We start from the raw sequence: 16,683 nt of genomic DNA on the forward strand, positions 1-16,683 counted from the left end.
AGAGTCGCCTGCTGAAGATAGAAGATGCAGTCAGTATGAGCGCGGTTCCCGGACGAAAAGGCTGGAGGCGAACCCGAGGCGGAAGGAGGGTACGCCTGTGTATCAACCGGTCGAGAATACTCTATTCTATCCCCTATTGAGGGAGTTGTACGGCCATATTCAGGGCTTGGGGGAGTAGGACGCTAAGGAAGATCTGCGACCACATAGTGAACGTGGTCGGATACGTCTTGGTCTGCTTCACCTCTTCGAGATTCTTCTGTGCGTTCTCGTACCGTTCGTCGTCGGTGATGTTCGTCGGGGTCGCATCGTATGGATCTTCGACGATATCCTTGATTTCGTCTTCGAGCGTGCTGACTCGCTCTTCTTTCTTCGATTTCATCAGCGAGTGGACGTGGTACATCGAGTACCCGATGCTGACTACACCCACGAACCAGAACGCCGAGAGGATTACCTGGAAGAAGGGGTCCGGGCTCGGGTATGGGCTGTTCAGCACGCTGGAGAAGATGACTGGCAAATGGGTCTGGAGAAACCACAGCAGAAGGATGGCTGTATAGATATAGTACGAGTGCTTGAGCAACTCACCAATCGGTTCGAAGCCGCCAAGATTCCGTGGGTCGTAGAAGAACAGTCCCATATCTGTTTTTTTGAGCCGCCGTGGAACGAGGATGTGTATCGCGACGTACGAGATTGTAAGCTCCGCGAGAACGGGGATGATGATCAGCGGAAAGGTTACCAGTTGGGCGTAGAGTACGAGCCCGAGACCACCGATTTCGATGAGTCCGAAGGCTCCAAAGACGCTGCCCACGAACGCGTAGTAGCATATCAGTCCTGTGACGTACGCGCCGAGGCGGAGCCGAAATGAGACGAGTCCTTCGAATTCGTCCTGAACATCCTGGTCGACACTCATATGTTCATCTTCGACACCGATTCCGACGACTGCACTGGCGTACTCGTGGTGAAGGTATCGTAGCCCGACGACACCGAGGACGGTCATTGCCGGAATCGCCAGAGTGTTCGGAGAGGTGATGAAGGAGCTTTTTCCGGTCACGAAGTAGTTGTATACGTCGAAGATTGCATACTCGATGAAAAGCCCGAGACAGACGAATAGGTAGAGGCCGTGCGAATCAGACCCGAAGAGTTGCTCGGAGAGGGTGTCGAATCCTGCTTTTTGAGCGATGATTTCGACGACAAGAGTACTCCGATACTTCTCCTCGGCAGACATAGAGAGTCATCTCCGCGCAGACTTCTTTATCTTATTGGAGCCAGTGACGATTAGCCGCTCGTCGCTGTCGAACCCCACCTCGTGACGGGTTCGCGCCCTGTATGCAGCAAGCTGTTGTAAAAACCACCGTAATCTGGTAGAATTCTCAGCGGTACATTCGCACGCAGGTTCTCACGGCTATTTCAGTCGGGATCGCGTTGAATCAATAGCATCTCAATAGAGTCAAAATGCCAGTATTCCGACGGTCCGACGCCGGCTACCCGTCGACCGAATCGACCCCGATCGTCACCGCGACGCCCTCAACGTCCCACTCCTCGATCAGTTCCCACTCGCCGTCTTCGGGCTCCCCGTCGGTCACCTCGCGGCTCCGGGTCTCGGTGGCCACGTACTCGCGGTGACGGTCCACGAAGCCGGCCACTCGGTCGTCGGCGATGTCGACCGCGGTGTGGATCTCGGTTTCGACGTCCAGCTCCAGGCGTTTGCGCATCTCCTGGATCCGCCGCACCACGTCGCGGGCGTAGCCCTCGGCCTCGATGTCGTCGGTGAGTTCGGTGTCGACGTAGACCGTGCCGCCGTCGAACTCCGCCGCGGAGACGTGCTCGGGGGGTTCGGCCTCGTAGGAGACCATCTCGTCGGTCAGTTCGTAGGTCTCGCCGTCGACCTCGACGCCGCCTTCCAACTCGCCCCGGGTCTTGCCCTCGATTTCGCCCATCACGCGCTGGGCGTCGGCGCCGAACTCCGGGCCGATCACGCTCATCTCCGGGACCGCCCGCTCGATCAGTTCGTCGAACTCCGAGACGACCTCGACCGACCGGGCGTTGACGCGGTCAGCCAGCAACCCCGACAGCGACTCGACGCCGTCGGCGACCGCCTCGTCGTCGCTGGCGACGACGACCCGCCGGACCGGCCACCGGAGCTTCCGGCCGCCCTGCTGGCGGGCGTTCGCGGCGGCCTCCTCGACGTCCCGGAGCACCGCCATCCGGCGTTCGAGGTCCTCGTCCCGGAGGGTCGGGTCGGCCTCGGGGTATGACAGCGCGTGGACGCTCGCGGCCTCGCCGTCGAGGATCTGGTACATCCGCTCTGTGAGGTACGGCGTGAACGGCGCGAGCAGCCTGATCGACTCGGCGAGGACGGTCGAAAGCGTCGCGTAGGCGCCGCGTTTTTCATCGGAGTCGGCCTCCTCCCACATCCGCTCGCGGATCGCCTTGACGTAGAACCGCGAGACGTCCTCGGTGAGGAATTCGAGCACCGCGTTGAGGCCGTCGGAGATCCGGAACTCCTCCAAGGCCGCCCGCGCCTCGGCCTCGACGGACTGGAGCCGCGAGAGCACCCACTCGTCGACGACCGTGAGTTCGCCGTCAGCGAGGTCGGCGTCGGCGGGGTCGTAGCCGTCGAGGTCCATATACGGCAGCGGGAACCGGAAGACGTTCCAGAAGATGTTGAGCGTCGATTCCATGTCCGCGAGGCCGTCCCACTCGAAGGAGAGATCGACGCCCTGCTGGTCGTGGCTCAGCAGGTACGCGCGCAGCGGGTCCCGGCCGGCGCGCTCGATCGCCTCCTCGGGCGTGACGATGTTCCCCAGCGACTTCGACATCTTCCGGCCGTCCTCGTCGTTGACGAACCCGTGCATCATCACCTGTTCGTAGGGCGTCTGCCCCGTGGCGGCCGTCGACATCCCCAACTGTGACCAGAACCACCCGCGGGTCTGGTCGTGGGCCTCCACGATGAAGTCCGCGGGCCAGAGTTCGTCGTGGGCCTCGGTCTCCTCGGGGTAATCGAGCGTCCCCCACGTCGCCACCGAGGAGTCGATCCAGACGTCGAAGACGTCCGGGACCCGCTCGTAGGTCGTGCCGTCCTCGGTGATGGTCAGCGGGTCCACCGAGGGGCGGTGGAGGTCGATCTCGTCGGGGTCGATCTCCTGATCGACGCGATCGGCGAGTTCCTCGCGCGTCCCGACCACGATCCACTCGCCGTCGTCGGCCTGCCAGATCGGCAGCGGGATCCCCCAGTAGCGCTGCCGGGAGATGTTCCAGTCGGGGGCGTCGGCGACGAAGTCCCGGAAGCGGTTGTCGCGGGCCCATTGCGGGTACCACTCGGAGTCGCCGATGTTGTCCAGGAGGTCGTCTTTGATGTCGGTGACCGTGATGAACCACTGGTCGGTCGCCAGGAAGATGATGTCCGTGTCACACCGCCAGCAGTGGCCGTAGCGGTGCTCGTGGGTGCCCGACGCGAGCAACACGCCCGCGTCGTCGAGGTCGGCGATGATGTCGTCGTTGGCGTCGCGGACGAACGTCCCGGCGTAGTCGCCGGCGGCGTCGGTGAACTCCCCGCGCCCGTCCACGGGCACGAACGTTTCGAGGTCGAGTTCCTGCCCGCGGCCGAAGTCCTCCTGGCCGTGACCGGGCGCGGAGTGGACGAGGCCGGTCCGGTCGGCCTCGACGTAGTCGGCGGTGTAGACCTCGCCGGCGCCCTCGAAGTCGGCATACTCGTCGAGATGATCGGCCAACGGGTGATCGTACGCCCAGCCGACGAGGTCCTCGCCGGTGTACTCCTCGACGACTTCGTACTCCTCGTAGCGGCCCTGCTTCAGCACGTCCTCGACGCAGGGTTCGGCGACGTAGAGGATCTCGCTTTCGTCGTCTTTCTCCGCCCGGACGGCCCGGTAGGTCATCTCCCCGTCGACCGCAACGAAGGTGTTCGCGGGGATGGTCCACGGCGTGGTGGTCCAGATGACGAGGCTTCCTTCGCGATCCGACAGCGGGAACTTCACGTAGATCGACGGCGAGGTGATCTCGTCGTACTCGACCTCGTTTGCGGCGATGGCGGTCTGACACCGCGGACAGTAGTTGACCGAGCGTTTGCCCTGCTCGACTAGGCCCCGCTCGTCGACCTGCTGGAACGCCCACCACGCGGCCTCCATATACTCGGGGGTGATGGTCTCGTAGGGGTCCTCGAAGTCCATCCAGACGCCGATGGACCGGAAGTCCTCGTCCATCGCCTCGCGGTTGCGCACGGCGAACTCCTTGCACTCGTCGATGAACGGCTCGATGCCGTACTCCTCGATGTCGCGTTTGGTCTCGAACCCGAGTTCCTCCTCGACTTTCACCTCGATCGGGAGGCCGTGCATGTCGTAGCCGGGACGGTCGGTCACGCGGTGACCGGTCATCCGCTTGTACCGGATGACCGCGTCCTTCAGCGTCTTGTTCCACGCCGTCCCCAGGTGCATCTGTCCGGAGGTGTACGGCGGCCCGTCGACGAAGAAGAATGCCGGGTCGTCCGCGTGGGCCGCCTTCGTCGCCTCGTAGGCGTCTGCGTCGTCCCAGTACGCCTCGACCGAGGACTCGACCTCGTTGGGCGTGTACTGGTCGTCGACTTCGTCCATACGGGTGACCTACCGGCGAACGTATATGAAATCCGTGGAACGCGGCGCGCAGTCGGTGTCAGCCGCCGACCCCGATTGGAGGGTCCGGAGGTAACCCTTTCACCGTGCCCGCCGAACCTTTCGGTATGAGCCTGAGCGTGCCGGTCCCGGATCCGCCGGAACTGGAGGAGATCGACCCAAACGAGTACGAGGACGCCGAGGTCGTCGGCGACACCGATTACAAACGCGAGGAGATCGAGGCCCTCCTTCGCGAGGGCGCCTGGGAGCAGGCGTTCTCGACGTGGGCGTCGACGACGGACCTCGACGAGGCGGACTTCGAGATCATCACTGACCTCGGGATGATCCAGCGGTTCGACTTCTTCTGGGACTCCTTCGCCGAGCGCGTCGGCTACCACGCGCCGGGGATCCCCGAGGACTGGAAGGAACGGGAGTACCACCCCGACCTCGAGTCGTGGGGGTCGGTCTCGGGGATCAACGCCGCCCTGACCGAACTCGGACAGCTCGTCTGCGACGTTCTGAAAAACGAGTACATCGAGTGGGAGACCGAGTACGAGGCCCCCGACGACCTCCCCGATTTCGACTGAGCCGCGGTACTGGCCCTCGGGCCACCTACCGCCCGCCGAAGTCGTCGAAGTCGTCGGGTTCGCCGGTCCGTTCTCCGTTCCCGTGGTCGTCGAAGTCGAACCGCTCGGGCGGCTGTCCCGCCTCGTCGAGCACCCCGTCGGAGACCTCGATCGGACACTCCACGCGGACAGCCAGGGCGATGGCGTCGCTGGGGCGGGCGTCGAAGACGAACGGCCGCGACTCGCCGTCCTCGTACCGCTCGGCGTCGACCTTCGCGTAGAAGGTTCCGTCGGCGATGTCGTCGATGCGGACCCTGTCGATCGCGCCGCCGAACTCGGTGAGTACCGACACCAGGAGGTCGTGAGTCAGCGGCCGTTCGAAGGGTTCCCCCGAGATCGCGAGTTGGATCGCGCGGGCCTGGTCGCCGGTCACGACGATCGGGAGGAACTCCGAGCGGGCCGCAAGCACGACTGCGGGGACGTTCTCCCCGTCGGCGTCGACGCCCACGGCGATCCCCTCGACTTCTGCGGGGTGGTTCATACCCACACGTACGGCGTCCCGGTACGAATAGGTACGGGGAACTCGCCGCCGGGGGCGCGGCCGTCGGCGCGTTACCGCCGCCGGACGACCCACACCGCCAGCCACGCCAGCAGGACGGTCACCCCGCCGAGGAACACAAGCAGTCCCGGCGGCGGTCCCGTCGCGGTTGCCGCCGCCGTGGTCTCCACCGCGACGTCGGCGGTTCCGACGTCGCCGCCGCCCCCGGTTTGGGCGAGGAACGGTACCCCATCGACCAGGAACTGCGCGAGCAGGCTCGCGATCCCGACGATCGCGACCCCGCCGAGCAGCCGGGCGAGTACGTCGGACACGCCGGCGGTTTCCTCGTCCGCGGCGGCGACGACTACCAGCGGGCGGTCGGCGGGAGCGTAGACGTCCATCTCGCGGCCCTTCTCGGAGTAGACCGTATCGACCACCTCGATCGCACCCGCCGACTCCAGGCGGTCGAGGTGGTACTGGACGTTCTGCAACGACGTGTCGACCGACTCCGCGAGGGCAGCAGGGTTCGCGGGCTCGTCGTGGAGCGTGGCGAGTATTCGTCGCGCGGTCGTCGAGGAGAGCGCACCCAGGAGATCCTCGGCGTCGTCGTCGTCGAGTCCGACCACGCGTGGCGAGGCCTCGACCTCGGGGTCGGATCGGGAGGGCAGTAGCCGGGCCATCGAACGGGCGTAACGCGGGAACCGATACAAATCTGTTGTTTCATACAGGTCGTTGTAACGGACTACCGGTCATCGTCGACCGACGCGGACGACGACCGGCAACTGGCTATAACGATCCGTATCAGCGGGCGGGGATCGGCCGTCGCGGCTCCGCAATACACTTGCCACGCGGTCACCTACACTCGAGTATGTACGTCCGGGACGCCAAAAATCGGGACGAGGTCTGGTTGCTCGACAGGATCGAGGAGGCCGACATCGACGACCCCGCGTTTCGGTCCCGGGACTACGTGATCGCCCTCGACGAGGAGACCTCCCGCAAGGCCGGATTCGGGCGGATCCGCGTCCACAAAACCGAGGCGGGGGAGTTCTGCGAACTCGCGTTCGTCTACACCCTTCCGCCGTGGCGCCAGCAGGGGGTCGGCGCCCACATCGTCGAACGGCTCGTCGCGGAGGCCGGCGACGACGGCCACGAGACGGTGTACACGTTCACACGACAGCCGTCCTACTTCACCCCGTTCGGGTTCGAGCCGCGGGACGCCGCCGACCTGCCGGCGGCGGTGACCGACCGACTCGAGACCGTCCGCGAGGAGCGCGGCGACGACGTGATTGCGCTCGCGGTCCACGCCGACGAGTTCACCGTCCCGGATGAGTTCCGCGAACGGTTCAAGACCGCCTCGCCCGCGGACGAGCCCGAAGCGGGGGAGACCGTCGAGGAGACGGCCGAGGACTTCGGCATCGACCCCTCGGAAGCGACATACAAGTACGACACCGGAGGGTGAGACACAGTTCTTGATTTTGTTGCATCTCGTGAACTAGAGGACTGTTCCGCGGATGGCTTTCCGCTCCTGTCTCCGGGTTTCCGGTGACCTCACGTCGGTGTTGGGACGGCGTAAAATGAGTCTCTAACTCCGCAGGTACCGCGTCGTCCGCGGCCTTGTTCGACCGATTCCCGAGGGTCGATGAGCGGGCGCGCGCGAGTCGGTGTCGAAGTATCAATCCGGCACGACGGCCAGCCACTCATACTGTCGGCTACACTCACGTGAACCCGTTCGACACCCCGGGGTGTCGAAATACGTCACGATGTTCTCTCGAGTGGGAGAGTGGTACTGTCGGTCTCGTGGGTGTGTGCTCACGTCCCGTTGGGGACAAGGAGTTCCGGCCTATCGAGCGTGAGTTCGACCCGGTCGTCGGTGAGGGTCCGGAGGATCAGTGTCAGTTCGTCCGCCTCGAGCGCCGCCCGGAGTAACCCCGTCGCCGCCTCGTCGTTCCGGCTGTAATAAACCGGTACGAACACCGCACGCCCCGGGTCGGTGATCTCGACAACGAGCAGCGCGGCAACGTATTCTCCCGGTGTCGAACGCAGTACTTCGTAGCTGTCGACCCCGCCGGAAAGCGCCGTCTCCAGCGCCGCAAACTCGTTGTCGGGCACCAGCACGTCCAGCCCGAGGTCCTCGACGCTTCCGTCTCTGGCGGTCACGTCACCCGGGTGCAACTCTACCGTCTCCCAGCCGTCCGCTTCGTAAGCCGCGGCCTCCGCGCTCATCTCCTCGAGCAGCAGGTCCCACCAATCCATAGCGGCCCCTTCGCCTGTATTGGGCACGGCGACCGGAACGACCGGCCCACCCAAAAGCGTTCGCATAACTGTTCTGTACCGACACTTTCATACTTGGGAGTTGTCAGGAATTGGTTATGCCGCAGGACGAACGCGACCAGGTCGATCGTCGGACGCTTCTCAAAGCTGTCGGTGGAGCCACGGCCACGGTGTCTATCGCCGGCTGTGGGGGCAGCCAGACTACGCCGACCGAAGGCGGCGACGGCACCGAGACGGCGATGGACACGACGGAAGGCGACGAGGGGACCGAAACGTCGAACGAAGGTGACGAGTCCGCGTTCGAGGTGGGTGTCACGCTCGGGCAGATGGACTCGGGGCTCGACCCCCACGACCACGCCGAGACGCCGACGAACATCATCGTCTCACAGGCCTACGAGGGGCTGATGGGCCGGGACAAGGAGGGTGGCATCATCGCGAAGTTGGCCACCGAGTGGGAGCGCGTCGAATCCGGGACTGTTCGGTTCACCCTCCGCGACGGCGTCACCTTCCACAACGGCGATCCGGTCACCTCGGAGGATGTCCGGTACAGCATCCGCCGGATCGAGACCGAGGAAGTCGGCGGTGCGCTGCCACAGGACGGGGACCTCGCAGGAAGCAAGGCGCTCGAAAGCGTCGAGGCTGGCGACGGCGAGGTAACCGTCACCTTCGGCGGACTGAACCCGATCGTGTTCGCGCTGTTCGCCACCAACGGCCAGATTATGCAGCAGTCGTGGGTCGAGAACAACGAGAACAGCTATATTAACCGTAACACAAACGGAACTGGTCCGTTCCAGGTGACAGACTACCAATCGGGGACCTCGGTCTCCTACGAGAAGTACGACGACTACTGGGGCGAGCCCGCAGCGGCCGACGAGGCGACGATCACTGCCTCCTCCGAGTCGGCTACCAGGGTCAACCAACTGGTCGCCGGGGAGACTGACATCGTCACGAACGTCCCGCCGCAGGAGATCTCCCGCGTAGAGGGCTCGGAGGGCACGTCGGTCAGTCCGGTCCCGAGTACCCGGATCATCTTCCTGCAGATGCGTTACGACGTCGAGCCGTTCAGCAGCCAGCAGTTCCGACAGGCGATGAACTACGCCGTCGACGTGGAGAGCATCATCGAGAACGTCCTCCAAGGCTTCGGCGAGGTCACCGGCCAGCCGACCCTCTCGCAGTTCACCGGACATAATCCAGATATCGAGCCGTACGGGCACGATCCCGAACGGGCCGAACAGCTGGTCGAGGAGTCCGGCCACGCCGGCGTCGACATCACCCTCCAGACGCCTATCGGTCGCTACCTGAAGGACGTCGAGGTCGCACAGACCGCAGCCAACCAGATCGACTCGCTGTCGAACGTCAACTGCGAACTCCAGCAGCGCGAGTTCAACTCGCTAGTCCAGGACGTGACCGCATCCAGCATCGAGGACCGGCCGCGATTCACCCTGCTGGGATGGGGGAACGCCGAGTTCGACGCCGCACAGACGATCATCCCGCTTTTGACCAGCGATGGCCCGCTTACCGTCCTCAAAAGCGACGAGGTCGACTCGCTCATCCAGGAAGCCCAGAGCGAACCCGATCCGGAGGCACGCCGGCAGACCCTCCGGGAGTGTAACCAACTACTACACGACCTGGCGCCGTGGGTGTTCCTCCACCAGCAGTTCAGCGTCTACGGCACCTCCGACGACATCGAGTGGCAGCCCCGCCCGGACGAGCTCATCGACCTGTGGACGGCGTCGCCGAACTGACTCGGGATAGATGTCACTCGGTCGTCTGGCCATCAAGCGGAGTCTGCAGGGGGTCGGCGTGGTCTGGGGCGTCATCACCGTCGTCTTCGCGCTGCGGTTCATCACCCCGGGGAGCGTGATCAACGCGGTCGCACCGCTCGATGCCTCCCGGGAGACTCGACGGGCGATCGCGGCCGACCTCGGCCTCGACCAGCCGATATACGTTCAGTACGTCCAGTACCTCGCCGATCTCGCCCGGGGCGATATGGGCCATTCGTACGTCAAGGGTCTCGAGGTCACGCGGATGGTCTTCCAGCGGGTGCCGGCGACGGTCGAACTGGCCGTCGCTGCGACCATCGTCGCCATCGTTCTCTCGATCCCGCTGGGCGTGCTGAGCGCCACCCGGCGCAACTCGCCGGTCGACTACGGTGCGACGCTGTTCTCGCTCGGTGGGATCAGCACGCCGAACTTCTGGCTGGGGATCATGCTGATCTTGATCTTCGCAGTCCAGTTCAACGTCTTCCAGACCAGCGGTCGGGGCGTGACCTCGGTTGCGGTGCTAACCTCGCTCGTCGGTCCGGAGCCGTTCGTCGGGACGTTGCTGGAGTGGCTCTCCTACATCACCCTTCCCGCGATCGCCCTGGGGACGTACTTTATGGCGCTGATCACCCGGTTGACGCGGTCGGGGATGCTTGATGAACTGGGCAAGTCGTACGTCAGGGCGGCGCGTGCGAAGGGGGCCCCGGAGAGTTTGGTCCGGTACAAACACGCGCTCCGGAACACACTCATCCCGGTGATCACGGTGCTCGGACTCCAACTCGGAACACTGATCGGCGGGGCGGTCATCACGGAAGCCGTCTTCGCGTGGCCGGGACTGGGAACGCTGGTCATTCAGAGCATCAACCTGCGTGACTGGCCGGCGCTACAGGGCAGTCTGATCGTCATCGGGACCGCCTTCGTCATCGTCAACATCGTCGTGGACATCATCTACGGCTACCTCGACCCCCGGGTGGTGTACGACTGATGCTCTCGCCCCGAGTCATCCGCAACCTGAAAAAACAGTTCCGAAACAGCCTGCTTCCGAAGATCGGGCTACTGTTGGTCGTCGGGATCCTCCTGGTTGCAGTGTTCGCGCCTTTGGTCGCGCCACACGACCCGACCGCCCAGAACCTCAACCGGACCGAGCTCCCACCGCTCGGATTCACGAAGACCGTAAGCGAGACGAATGCTCAGATGGTCGACGGCGAACTCAAAACGGTCACCAACGTGACGACCGTCGAGGCGAAGGTGTCCTACCCGCTGGGGACCGACGGTCTGGGTCGTGATATGCTTTCGCGGGTTATCTACGGTGCCCGGACGTCGCTGTTGGTCGGTATCCTGGGGACGATGCTGGCAGTGCTCGCGGGTGTCCCGGCCGGACTCGTCGCGGGGTACAGCGGCGGGACCGTTGACGACGCACTGATGCGGTTCGCTGACGTGAGCCTCGCCTTTCCCTCGCTGGTGCTCGCCGTCGCGCTGATCGGGCTGTGGGGCCGGGCAACCGTTCCGATTCCGGACCCCTTCGTGGCGGCCGGGTTGGCGTCAGGAATGCCCCCCTCGACCACACTGCCGATAACGGTGGTGATCGTCGTCGGACTGGTGAACTGGGTGTGGTTCGCCCGCGTCGCCCGCGGTGAGGCGCTTTCCTTGCGCCAGCAGGAGTACGTCAAGGCCGCCCGGGCGCTCGGTGCCAGCGACATCCGGATCATCGCGCGCCACATCCTGCCCAACGCTATGACCCCGATCATCGTGCTCGGTACGGTCCAGATCGCGGCGATAATCCTGCTGGAGAGCGCCCTGTCCTTTCTCGGGTTCTCGGGGACGACCCTCTCGTGGGGGTTCGACATCTCCCAGGGCCAAGACTACGTCTCCTCGGGTCAGTGGTGGATCGCAACGATGCCCGGAATCGCGATCATGCTGTCGGTCATCGGCATCAACCTGGTCGGCGACTGGTTCCGGGACGCGCTGGACCCTGATATCGAGGGGGAAGGTGGCACATGAGCCGCGAGACCGGTGTTCAGCGCCACCCGCCGACTAGTGCGGACACGCTGCTGTCCGTGCAGGACCTCTCGACGCGGTTCTTTACCGAGGAAGGCCAGGTCAACGCCGTTGAGTCCGTATCGTTCGGCGTCCAAGACAACGAGATCCTCGGCATCGTCGGCGAGTCCGGCTCGGGCAAGTCAGTGACCGCGCTGTCGCTGATCGACCTCGTGGAGTCGCCCGGCCGGGTCACGTCCGGGGAGGTCTGGTACCACGACGCCGACCTCGCCGAGGAGTACCGCGACGACGACTCGGTGGCCGTCGACCGCAACCACGTCGACCTCCGGACGGTCTCCGAGCGGGTCCGCCGGGGGCTCCGCGGCCCCTCGTTCAGTATGATCTTCCAGGACCCGATGAGCAGTTTCAACCCCTCGCTAACGGTCGGCGAACAGATCGCAGAGGCCGTCGAGGTCCAGCGCCGGGCCACCGCAAACCCTCGATCGACGCGGGCCCGCACCCAGGGGTACGGCTTCGGCCGGTTCTTCGTAGACACACTCATCCCCGGCCGCGGGTACGTGACGACACCGAGCAAGGAGCGAGCCGTCGAGTTGCTCGAGCAGGTCGGCATCCCCGACCCCGCCGAACGCGCCGAGGAGTACCCAAACCAGTTCTCGGGCGGGATGCTCCAGCGGGCGATGATCGCCCAAGCGCTCGCCGGAGAGCCCGACCTGCTGATCGCCGACGAGCCGACGACCGCGCTCGACGTCACCATCCAGGCGCAGATCCTGAATCTCCTGCGGGAGATCCAGGCCGAGCGCGGGATGAGCATCATCCTGATCACCCACGATCTCGGGGTTATCGCCCGGATGTGCGACCGTGTCTGCGTGATGTACGCCGGCGAGATCGTCGAGCGGGGGACCATAGACGACATCTTCGAGAACCCCGTCCACCCCTACACGCAGGGGCTGCTGGGATCGATCCCGGACCTACAGGATCCGGAACCGCGCCTCCAGCCCATCGAGGGTAACGTCCCCAGCCTCTTCGACGAAGAGATGGGCGACCGGTGTTACTTCGCCGACCGGTGTCCGAAGGCGATGGACGCCTGCCTGGAGACCCCCCCCGAGCAGGACGCCGAGGGCAGCAGCGACCACGCGGCGAAGTGTGTCCTCACTGACCGCGAGTATACCCCGGCCGAGGCGGTTCCGAGGGGATACTTCGAGGACGCCGAGACGGCGGGTGGGACCGATGAGTGAGTCGACACCGGGTGCGGAACCGTTGGTGGAGGTCGAGGGACTGGAGAAGTACTACTACGAACAGGACACGATACTCGACCGGCTACTGGGCCGGGACCCGGTGAGCATAAAGGCCGTCGACGGCCTCGACTTCGAGATCCACGAGGGGGAGACGCTGGGGCTGGTCGGCGAGTCCGGTTGTGGCAAGTCAACGACCGGTGAGACCCTGCTGCGGCTGCGGGAGGCGACTGACGGGCAGGTTCGCTTCGACGGGCAGAACCTGTTCGAGATGACCGACGGCGAGCTCACGGAGTTCCGCAGGCGGGCGCAGGTGGTCTTCCAGGATCCCTTCTCCAGCCTCGACCCTCGGATGACCGCCGGCGAGATCATCACCGAACCGCTGGAGATCCACGACATTGCCGGCCCCGCGGAGCGCCGCGAGCGGGCGATCGACCTCCTCGAGCGGGTCGGGCTCTCCGGCGACCAGATCGACCGCTACCCCAACGAGTTCTCCGGCGGCCAGCGCCAGCGGATCGGGATCGCCCGCGCCCTCGCACTCGAGCCCGACTTCATCGTGCTCGACGAGCCCGTCAGCGCGCTGGACGTCTCCGTCCAGGCACAGGTGCTCAACCTGCTGGAGGACCTCCAGGCGGAGTTCGATCTCACCTACCTCTTCATCGCCCACGACCTGAGCGTCGTCCGGCACATCTCCGACCGGGTTTCGGTGATGTATCTGGGGGAAATAGTCGAGACCGGCAGTGTCGAGGACATCTTCGAGAGCCCCGCACACCCCTACACGAGGGCGTTGCTGGAGAGCGTTCCACGAGCGAGCGCCGACGAGCACGGGCGGCGGGTCGACACCCTGGAGGGGGACGTCCCGTCGCCGCGCGCTCCGCCGGACGGCTGTCGGTTCCACACTCGATGCCCCCACGCCCGCGAGGCCTGTCGCGCCGAGGTACCCGCCGACATTGAGGTCGAATCCGGACAGTACGCCGCCTGCTTCCGGAACGTCGACGATCATCCCTACTGGCGGAGTGAGCCGCTTGCCCACGCCGAGGTGAACGCCGGCGGGGAGTGATACAGACTGTCGTGGCCCGTTTCAGCACTGCCCGAAGAGTAGCGGTCCCACGGTCGGAAAATCGGACCTCGGGAATCTGCGTTGATTGTTTGATCAAGGGATGACGTGCACGAAGGGATGGACTATCGAACGATCTACGACCTTGGCGTTCGGCGACTGGGTGGTCTGACGGACTCGGATGGTTGCCGGTTCACTCGCCGGAGACGGGGCGACGGAGTGACCGAAGGGAGCGACGATGGCTTTTCGCCGAGCTTTTGCCAGCGATCGAAGGGCGCACAACAAGGGGTCGGTGCGCACACTCGCTATCGCGGTTCACTCGAATGAATTAGACAATGATAACGCGCATCGGATCCTGAACCATCCTATTCAGGTCCGATCCGAGAGGAAGTCCGTACTGAAGACGATGTACGCGAGGACGCTACAGAACAGGATCGGCGGGAGCAGCGCGAAGGCCCACAGCGGCTCGATCCCCCAACTGAGGATCAACACGACGTTCCCGATACCCAGCGCCAGGAACGGCGCGACCGCAAGCGCCGCGCGCTTGCGGTTCCTGCCGCCCGACTCGGAGGCAAGCGGCGCGTTCGGGTCGAACTCGTCGTCGGCGGGTTCGTCGGCCGACGTCGGAGACGACATAACAGAACGCCCGTGCCCGAGCGACAAAAACGCCGCGTTCCTCGGTACTCGCCGTCTCACTCCGTCCGCCCGTCACCTTCGAGCCGCGACGCGAGTTCGACGAGCGCGAACAGCCCGCCGAGGAGCGCGGTCGAAACCGCGATCCCGTAGAGCGCGAGCGCCCCGGGCGTCACCGGTACGGCGAACCCGGTCCCGAGGACTGCCGCCTCGCTGAGGCGGCCGTTGCTGCCCACGAACCACCCGAGCCCCCCGGAGATCACGATCACGATCGCACCGACCGAAAGCAGGATCCGCCGGCCTAGCCCCGAGTGGCCCTCCGGAGCGGCGGCGTCGGTCCCGTCGCCGTCGCTTGCTGTCGTGATCTCGCCGCCGTCCGCGATCGCGGCGTCGCCGTTGCCCGCCAACCCGGCTCCGTCACCGTGGCCGGCCCCCACGCCGTCGCCGCGATCAACGGTCGCGGCGTCGTTACCGTTGGTCTCCGTGTGCACACCCGATCTACGGACGGGTGTGGATTTGGCGTTGTTGGTCGTGGCCGTTGCGGCGACCCGCCGACACCAACCTACAAGCGCCCGCCGGTCGAACCGCCGGCGATGACCGATGACCTCGTCGACCGCGCCCGCGAAGCGCTCGACCAGGCGTACGTCCCGTACTCCGAATACGCCGTCGGCGCGGCGCTTCGGACCGCCGACGGCTCCGTTTACGTCGGTTGCAACATCGAGAACGCCAACTACTCCAACAGCCTCCACGCCGAGGAGGTCGCGGTCGCCGCTGCGGTCGCGGACGGCCACCGCTCGTTCGATCGGATTGCAGTCACGTCAGGCGCCCGCGACGGCGTGACGCCCTGCGGGATGTGCCGCCAGACCCTCGCTGAGTTCGCCGACGCTGGTCTCCCCGTCGTCTGCGACGAGGGCGACGGCGGGACCACCACCTACACACTGGGCGAACTGCTGCCGAACACGATCTCGACGGACACGCTCGAAGCGGCTGCGGAGGGTCGCGACGGCGACGGGGAGTCGTAGCGGACGGGGCCCGTGCGTCGAGTCGACCGAGGTTTTCTCCACGTCCGACACGCTATTCACCGCCGGCGCCGACCACGGGGGTATGAACGACAGCGAAGACCCCAACGACGAGGTGCAGTACCACCTCGCGGTCGGTCCCGAGGACGTCGCCGACGCGGTCCTCCTTCCCGGCAACCCCGAGCGCGTCGACAAGATCACCGCGCTGTGGGACAGCTACGAGGAGCGGGCCGAACACCGCGAGTTTCGGACCGCGACGGGCACCTACGAGGACACGCCGATCTCCGTCACGTCGACCGGGATCGGGAGCCCCTCCGCGGCGATCGCGGTCGAGGAACTCGCCCGCGTCGGCGCCGACACGTTCGTCCGGGTGGGCTCCTGTGGGGCGATCCAGCCCGGGATGGACGTCGGCGACCTGGTGATCACCGACGGGGCGGTCCGCCAGGAGGGGACCTCCGCGGAGTACGTCCGCGAGGACTATCCCGCCGTCGCCGACCGGGAGGTCGTCTCGGCCCTCGTCGCCGCCGCCGAGCGCCTGGGCTACGACTACCACGTCGGGCTGACGATGAGCGCCGACTCCTTCTACACCGGGCAGGGCCGCGCCGGCTTCGAGGGGTTCCGGGCGGCGGGTTCGGAGTCGCTGATCGAGGACCTCCGGGAGGCGAACGTGAAGAACGTCGAGATGGAGGCCGCGGCGCTACTCACGCTCGCGACCGTCTACGGCCTGCGGGCGGGGGCGGTCTGCTCGGTGTACGCGAACCGCATCACCGGCGAGTTCCGGACCGAGGGCGAGTCCCGGGCGGCCGAGACCGCGAGTCTCGCGGTCCACCTGCTCGCGCGGATGGACGAGGTGAAGCGTGAGGCGGACGCCGACTGCTGGCATCCGGGACTGTCGCTCGATTGACGCTGAGGGCCGCGCCGGCAGGGCGAACCGCCCCTCCGAGGACCACGACCACGCTCCGACCGGTTCCGCAGTCCCTTTATTCGACGGCTCCGGATGTAGTG

16 protein-coding genes are annotated in these 16,683 nt (G+C 65.5%); 9 read left to right on the top strand and 7 right to left on the bottom strand.

From position 1 onward, the window contains the following. Positions 1–133 precede the first annotated feature (133 nt). On the bottom strand, positions 134–1,222 hold the full coding sequence (locus H5V44_RS04010; protein ID WP_185191819.1) for a hypothetical protein: 1,089 nt from the start codon (positions 1,220–1,222) through the stop codon (positions 134–136). Between the two features lie 256 nt (positions 1,223–1,478). After that, positions 1,479–4,604 carry an isoleucine--tRNA ligase gene (ileS, locus tag H5V44_RS04015; protein WP_185191820.1) on the bottom strand — a complete coding sequence of 1,042 codons (3,126 nt, stop codon included), beginning with the start codon at positions 4,602–4,604 and terminating at the stop codon, positions 1,479–1,481. Between the two features lie 125 nt (positions 4,605–4,729). On the opposite strand from ileS, the gene H5V44_RS04020 reads away from it, so the two are divergent. After that, positions 4,730–5,188 carry a hypothetical protein gene (locus H5V44_RS04020; protein ID WP_185191821.1) on the top strand — a complete coding sequence of 153 codons (459 nt, stop codon included), beginning with the start codon at positions 4,730–4,732 and terminating at the stop codon, positions 5,186–5,188. A gap of 25 nt (positions 5,189–5,213) precedes the next feature. Here H5V44_RS04020 and H5V44_RS04025 read toward each other — a convergent pair whose 3' ends face one another. Next, positions 5,214–5,708, bottom strand: coding sequence for a bifunctional nuclease family protein (locus H5V44_RS04025; RefSeq protein ID WP_185191822.1), 495 nt, complete (start codon positions 5,706–5,708; stop codon positions 5,214–5,216). A gap of 71 nt (positions 5,709–5,779) precedes the next feature. Then, the gene (locus H5V44_RS04030; protein ID WP_185191823.1) at positions 5,780–6,385 is read right to left on the bottom strand and encodes an ArsR/SmtB family transcription factor; all 606 of its coding nucleotides are present in this window, start codon (positions 6,383–6,385) and stop codon (positions 5,780–5,782) included. 188 nt (positions 6,386–6,573) lie between these two features. On the opposite strand from H5V44_RS04030, the gene H5V44_RS04035 reads away from it, so the two are divergent. Next, entirely contained in the window at positions 6,574–7,164 is a 591-nt protein-coding gene (locus tag H5V44_RS04035; RefSeq protein ID WP_185191824.1) for a GNAT family N-acetyltransferase, read from the top strand. Between the two features lie 350 nt (positions 7,165–7,514). Here H5V44_RS04035 and H5V44_RS04040 read toward each other — a convergent pair whose 3' ends face one another. Next, entirely contained in the window at positions 7,515–7,958 is a 444-nt protein-coding gene (locus H5V44_RS04040) for a DUF7529 family protein (protein WP_185191825.1), read from the bottom strand. 116 nt (positions 7,959–8,074) lie between these two features. Between H5V44_RS04040 and H5V44_RS04045 the strand changes: the two genes are divergently transcribed. From H5V44_RS04045 to H5V44_RS04065, 5 genes are read left to right on the top strand one after another with little or no spacing between them, the layout of a single operon-like run. Beyond that, positions 8,075–9,721: an ABC transporter substrate-binding protein gene (locus tag H5V44_RS04045; protein ID WP_185191826.1), complete on the top strand. Its 1,647-nt coding sequence runs from the start codon at positions 8,075–8,077 to the stop codon at positions 9,719–9,721. A 10-nt stretch (positions 9,722–9,731) separates the two neighbouring features. Then, a complete protein-coding gene (locus tag H5V44_RS04050) occupies positions 9,732–10,724 on the top strand; it encodes an ABC transporter permease (protein WP_185191827.1) in 993 nt (330 codons plus the stop codon). Beyond that, positions 10,724–11,740, top strand: a complete 1,017-nt coding sequence (locus H5V44_RS04055; protein ID WP_185191828.1) for an ABC transporter permease — start codon at positions 10,724–10,726, stop codon at positions 11,738–11,740. Before H5V44_RS04050 ends, H5V44_RS04055 begins: the two co-directional genes overlap by 1 nt. Further along, positions 11,737–12,972, top strand: coding sequence for an ABC transporter ATP-binding protein (locus H5V44_RS04060; protein WP_185191829.1), 1,236 nt, complete (start codon positions 11,737–11,739; stop codon positions 12,970–12,972). Before H5V44_RS04055 ends, H5V44_RS04060 begins: the two co-directional genes overlap by 4 nt. Continuing rightward, positions 12,965–14,029: an ABC transporter ATP-binding protein gene (locus tag H5V44_RS04065; protein ID WP_185191830.1), complete on the top strand. Its 1,065-nt coding sequence runs from the start codon at positions 12,965–12,967 to the stop codon at positions 14,027–14,029. The genes H5V44_RS04060 and H5V44_RS04065 overlap by 8 nt, the downstream gene beginning before the upstream one ends. A gap of 366 nt (positions 14,030–14,395) precedes the next feature. On the opposite strand, the gene H5V44_RS04070 is transcribed toward H5V44_RS04065, so the two are convergent. After that, entirely contained in the window at positions 14,396–14,662 is a 267-nt protein-coding gene (locus H5V44_RS04070; RefSeq protein WP_185191831.1) for a hypothetical protein, read from the bottom strand. 56 nt (positions 14,663–14,718) lie between these two features. Then, the gene (locus tag H5V44_RS17425) at positions 14,719–15,150 is read right to left on the bottom strand and encodes a hypothetical protein (RefSeq protein WP_246403667.1); all 432 of its coding nucleotides are present in this window, start codon (positions 15,148–15,150) and stop codon (positions 14,719–14,721) included. Between the two features lie 102 nt (positions 15,151–15,252). Between H5V44_RS17425 and cdd the strand changes: the two genes are divergently transcribed. After that, positions 15,253–15,681 (top strand): cytidine deaminase, encoded by a 429-nt coding sequence (gene cdd / locus H5V44_RS04080; RefSeq protein WP_185191832.1) that lies wholly within the window; start codon positions 15,253–15,255, stop codon positions 15,679–15,681. 82 nt (positions 15,682–15,763) lie between these two features. Next, positions 15,764–16,582: a nucleoside phosphorylase gene (locus tag H5V44_RS04085; RefSeq protein ID WP_185191833.1), complete on the top strand. Its 819-nt coding sequence runs from the start codon at positions 15,764–15,766 to the stop codon at positions 16,580–16,582. Positions 16,583–16,683: the final 101 nt, after the last annotated feature.

The organism is Halobellus ruber (genome assembly GCF_014212355.1).
Classification (GTDB): domain Archaea; phylum Halobacteriota; class Halobacteria; order Halobacteriales; family Haloferacaceae; genus Haloquadratum; species Haloquadratum rubrum.

Coding starts and splice junctions, on each gene's coding strand:
- H5V44_RS04050 (WP_185191827.1), top strand. CDS start 9,732: ATGTCACTCGGTCGTCTGGCCATCAAGCGGAGTCTGCAGGGGGTCGGC.
- H5V44_RS04085 (WP_185191833.1), top strand. CDS start 15,764: ATGAACGACAGCGAAGACCCCAACGACGAGGTGCAGTACCACCTCGCG.
- H5V44_RS04055 (WP_185191828.1), top strand. CDS start 10,724: ATGCTCTCGCCCCGAGTCATCCGCAACCTGAAAAAACAGTTCCGAAAC.
- H5V44_RS04025 (WP_185191822.1), bottom strand. CDS start 5,708: ATGAACCACCCCGCAGAAGTCGAGGGGATCGCCGTGGGCGTCGACGCC.
- H5V44_RS04060 (WP_185191829.1), top strand. CDS start 11,737: ATGAGCCGCGAGACCGGTGTTCAGCGCCACCCGCCGACTAGTGCGGAC.
- H5V44_RS04065 (WP_185191830.1), top strand. CDS start 12,965: ATGAGTGAGTCGACACCGGGTGCGGAACCGTTGGTGGAGGTCGAGGGA.
- H5V44_RS04010 (WP_185191819.1), bottom strand. CDS start 1,222: ATGTCTGCCGAGGAGAAGTATCGGAGTACTCTTGTCGTCGAAATCATC.
- ileS (WP_185191820.1), bottom strand. CDS start 4,604: ATGGACGAAGTCGACGACCAGTACACGCCCAACGAGGTCGAGTCCTCG.
- H5V44_RS04070 (WP_185191831.1), bottom strand. CDS start 14,662: ATGTCGTCTCCGACGTCGGCCGACGAACCCGCCGACGACGAGTTCGAC.
- H5V44_RS04040 (WP_185191825.1), bottom strand. CDS start 7,958: ATGGATTGGTGGGACCTGCTGCTCGAGGAGATGAGCGCGGAGGCCGCG.
- H5V44_RS04020 (WP_185191821.1), top strand. CDS start 4,730: ATGAGCCTGAGCGTGCCGGTCCCGGATCCGCCGGAACTGGAGGAGATC.
- H5V44_RS04030 (WP_185191823.1), bottom strand. CDS start 6,385: ATGGCCCGGCTACTGCCCTCCCGATCCGACCCCGAGGTCGAGGCCTCG.
- cdd (WP_185191832.1), top strand. CDS start 15,253: ATGACCGATGACCTCGTCGACCGCGCCCGCGAAGCGCTCGACCAGGCG.
- H5V44_RS04035 (WP_185191824.1), top strand. CDS start 6,574: ATGTACGTCCGGGACGCCAAAAATCGGGACGAGGTCTGGTTGCTCGAC.
- H5V44_RS04045 (WP_185191826.1), top strand. CDS start 8,075: ATGCCGCAGGACGAACGCGACCAGGTCGATCGTCGGACGCTTCTCAAA.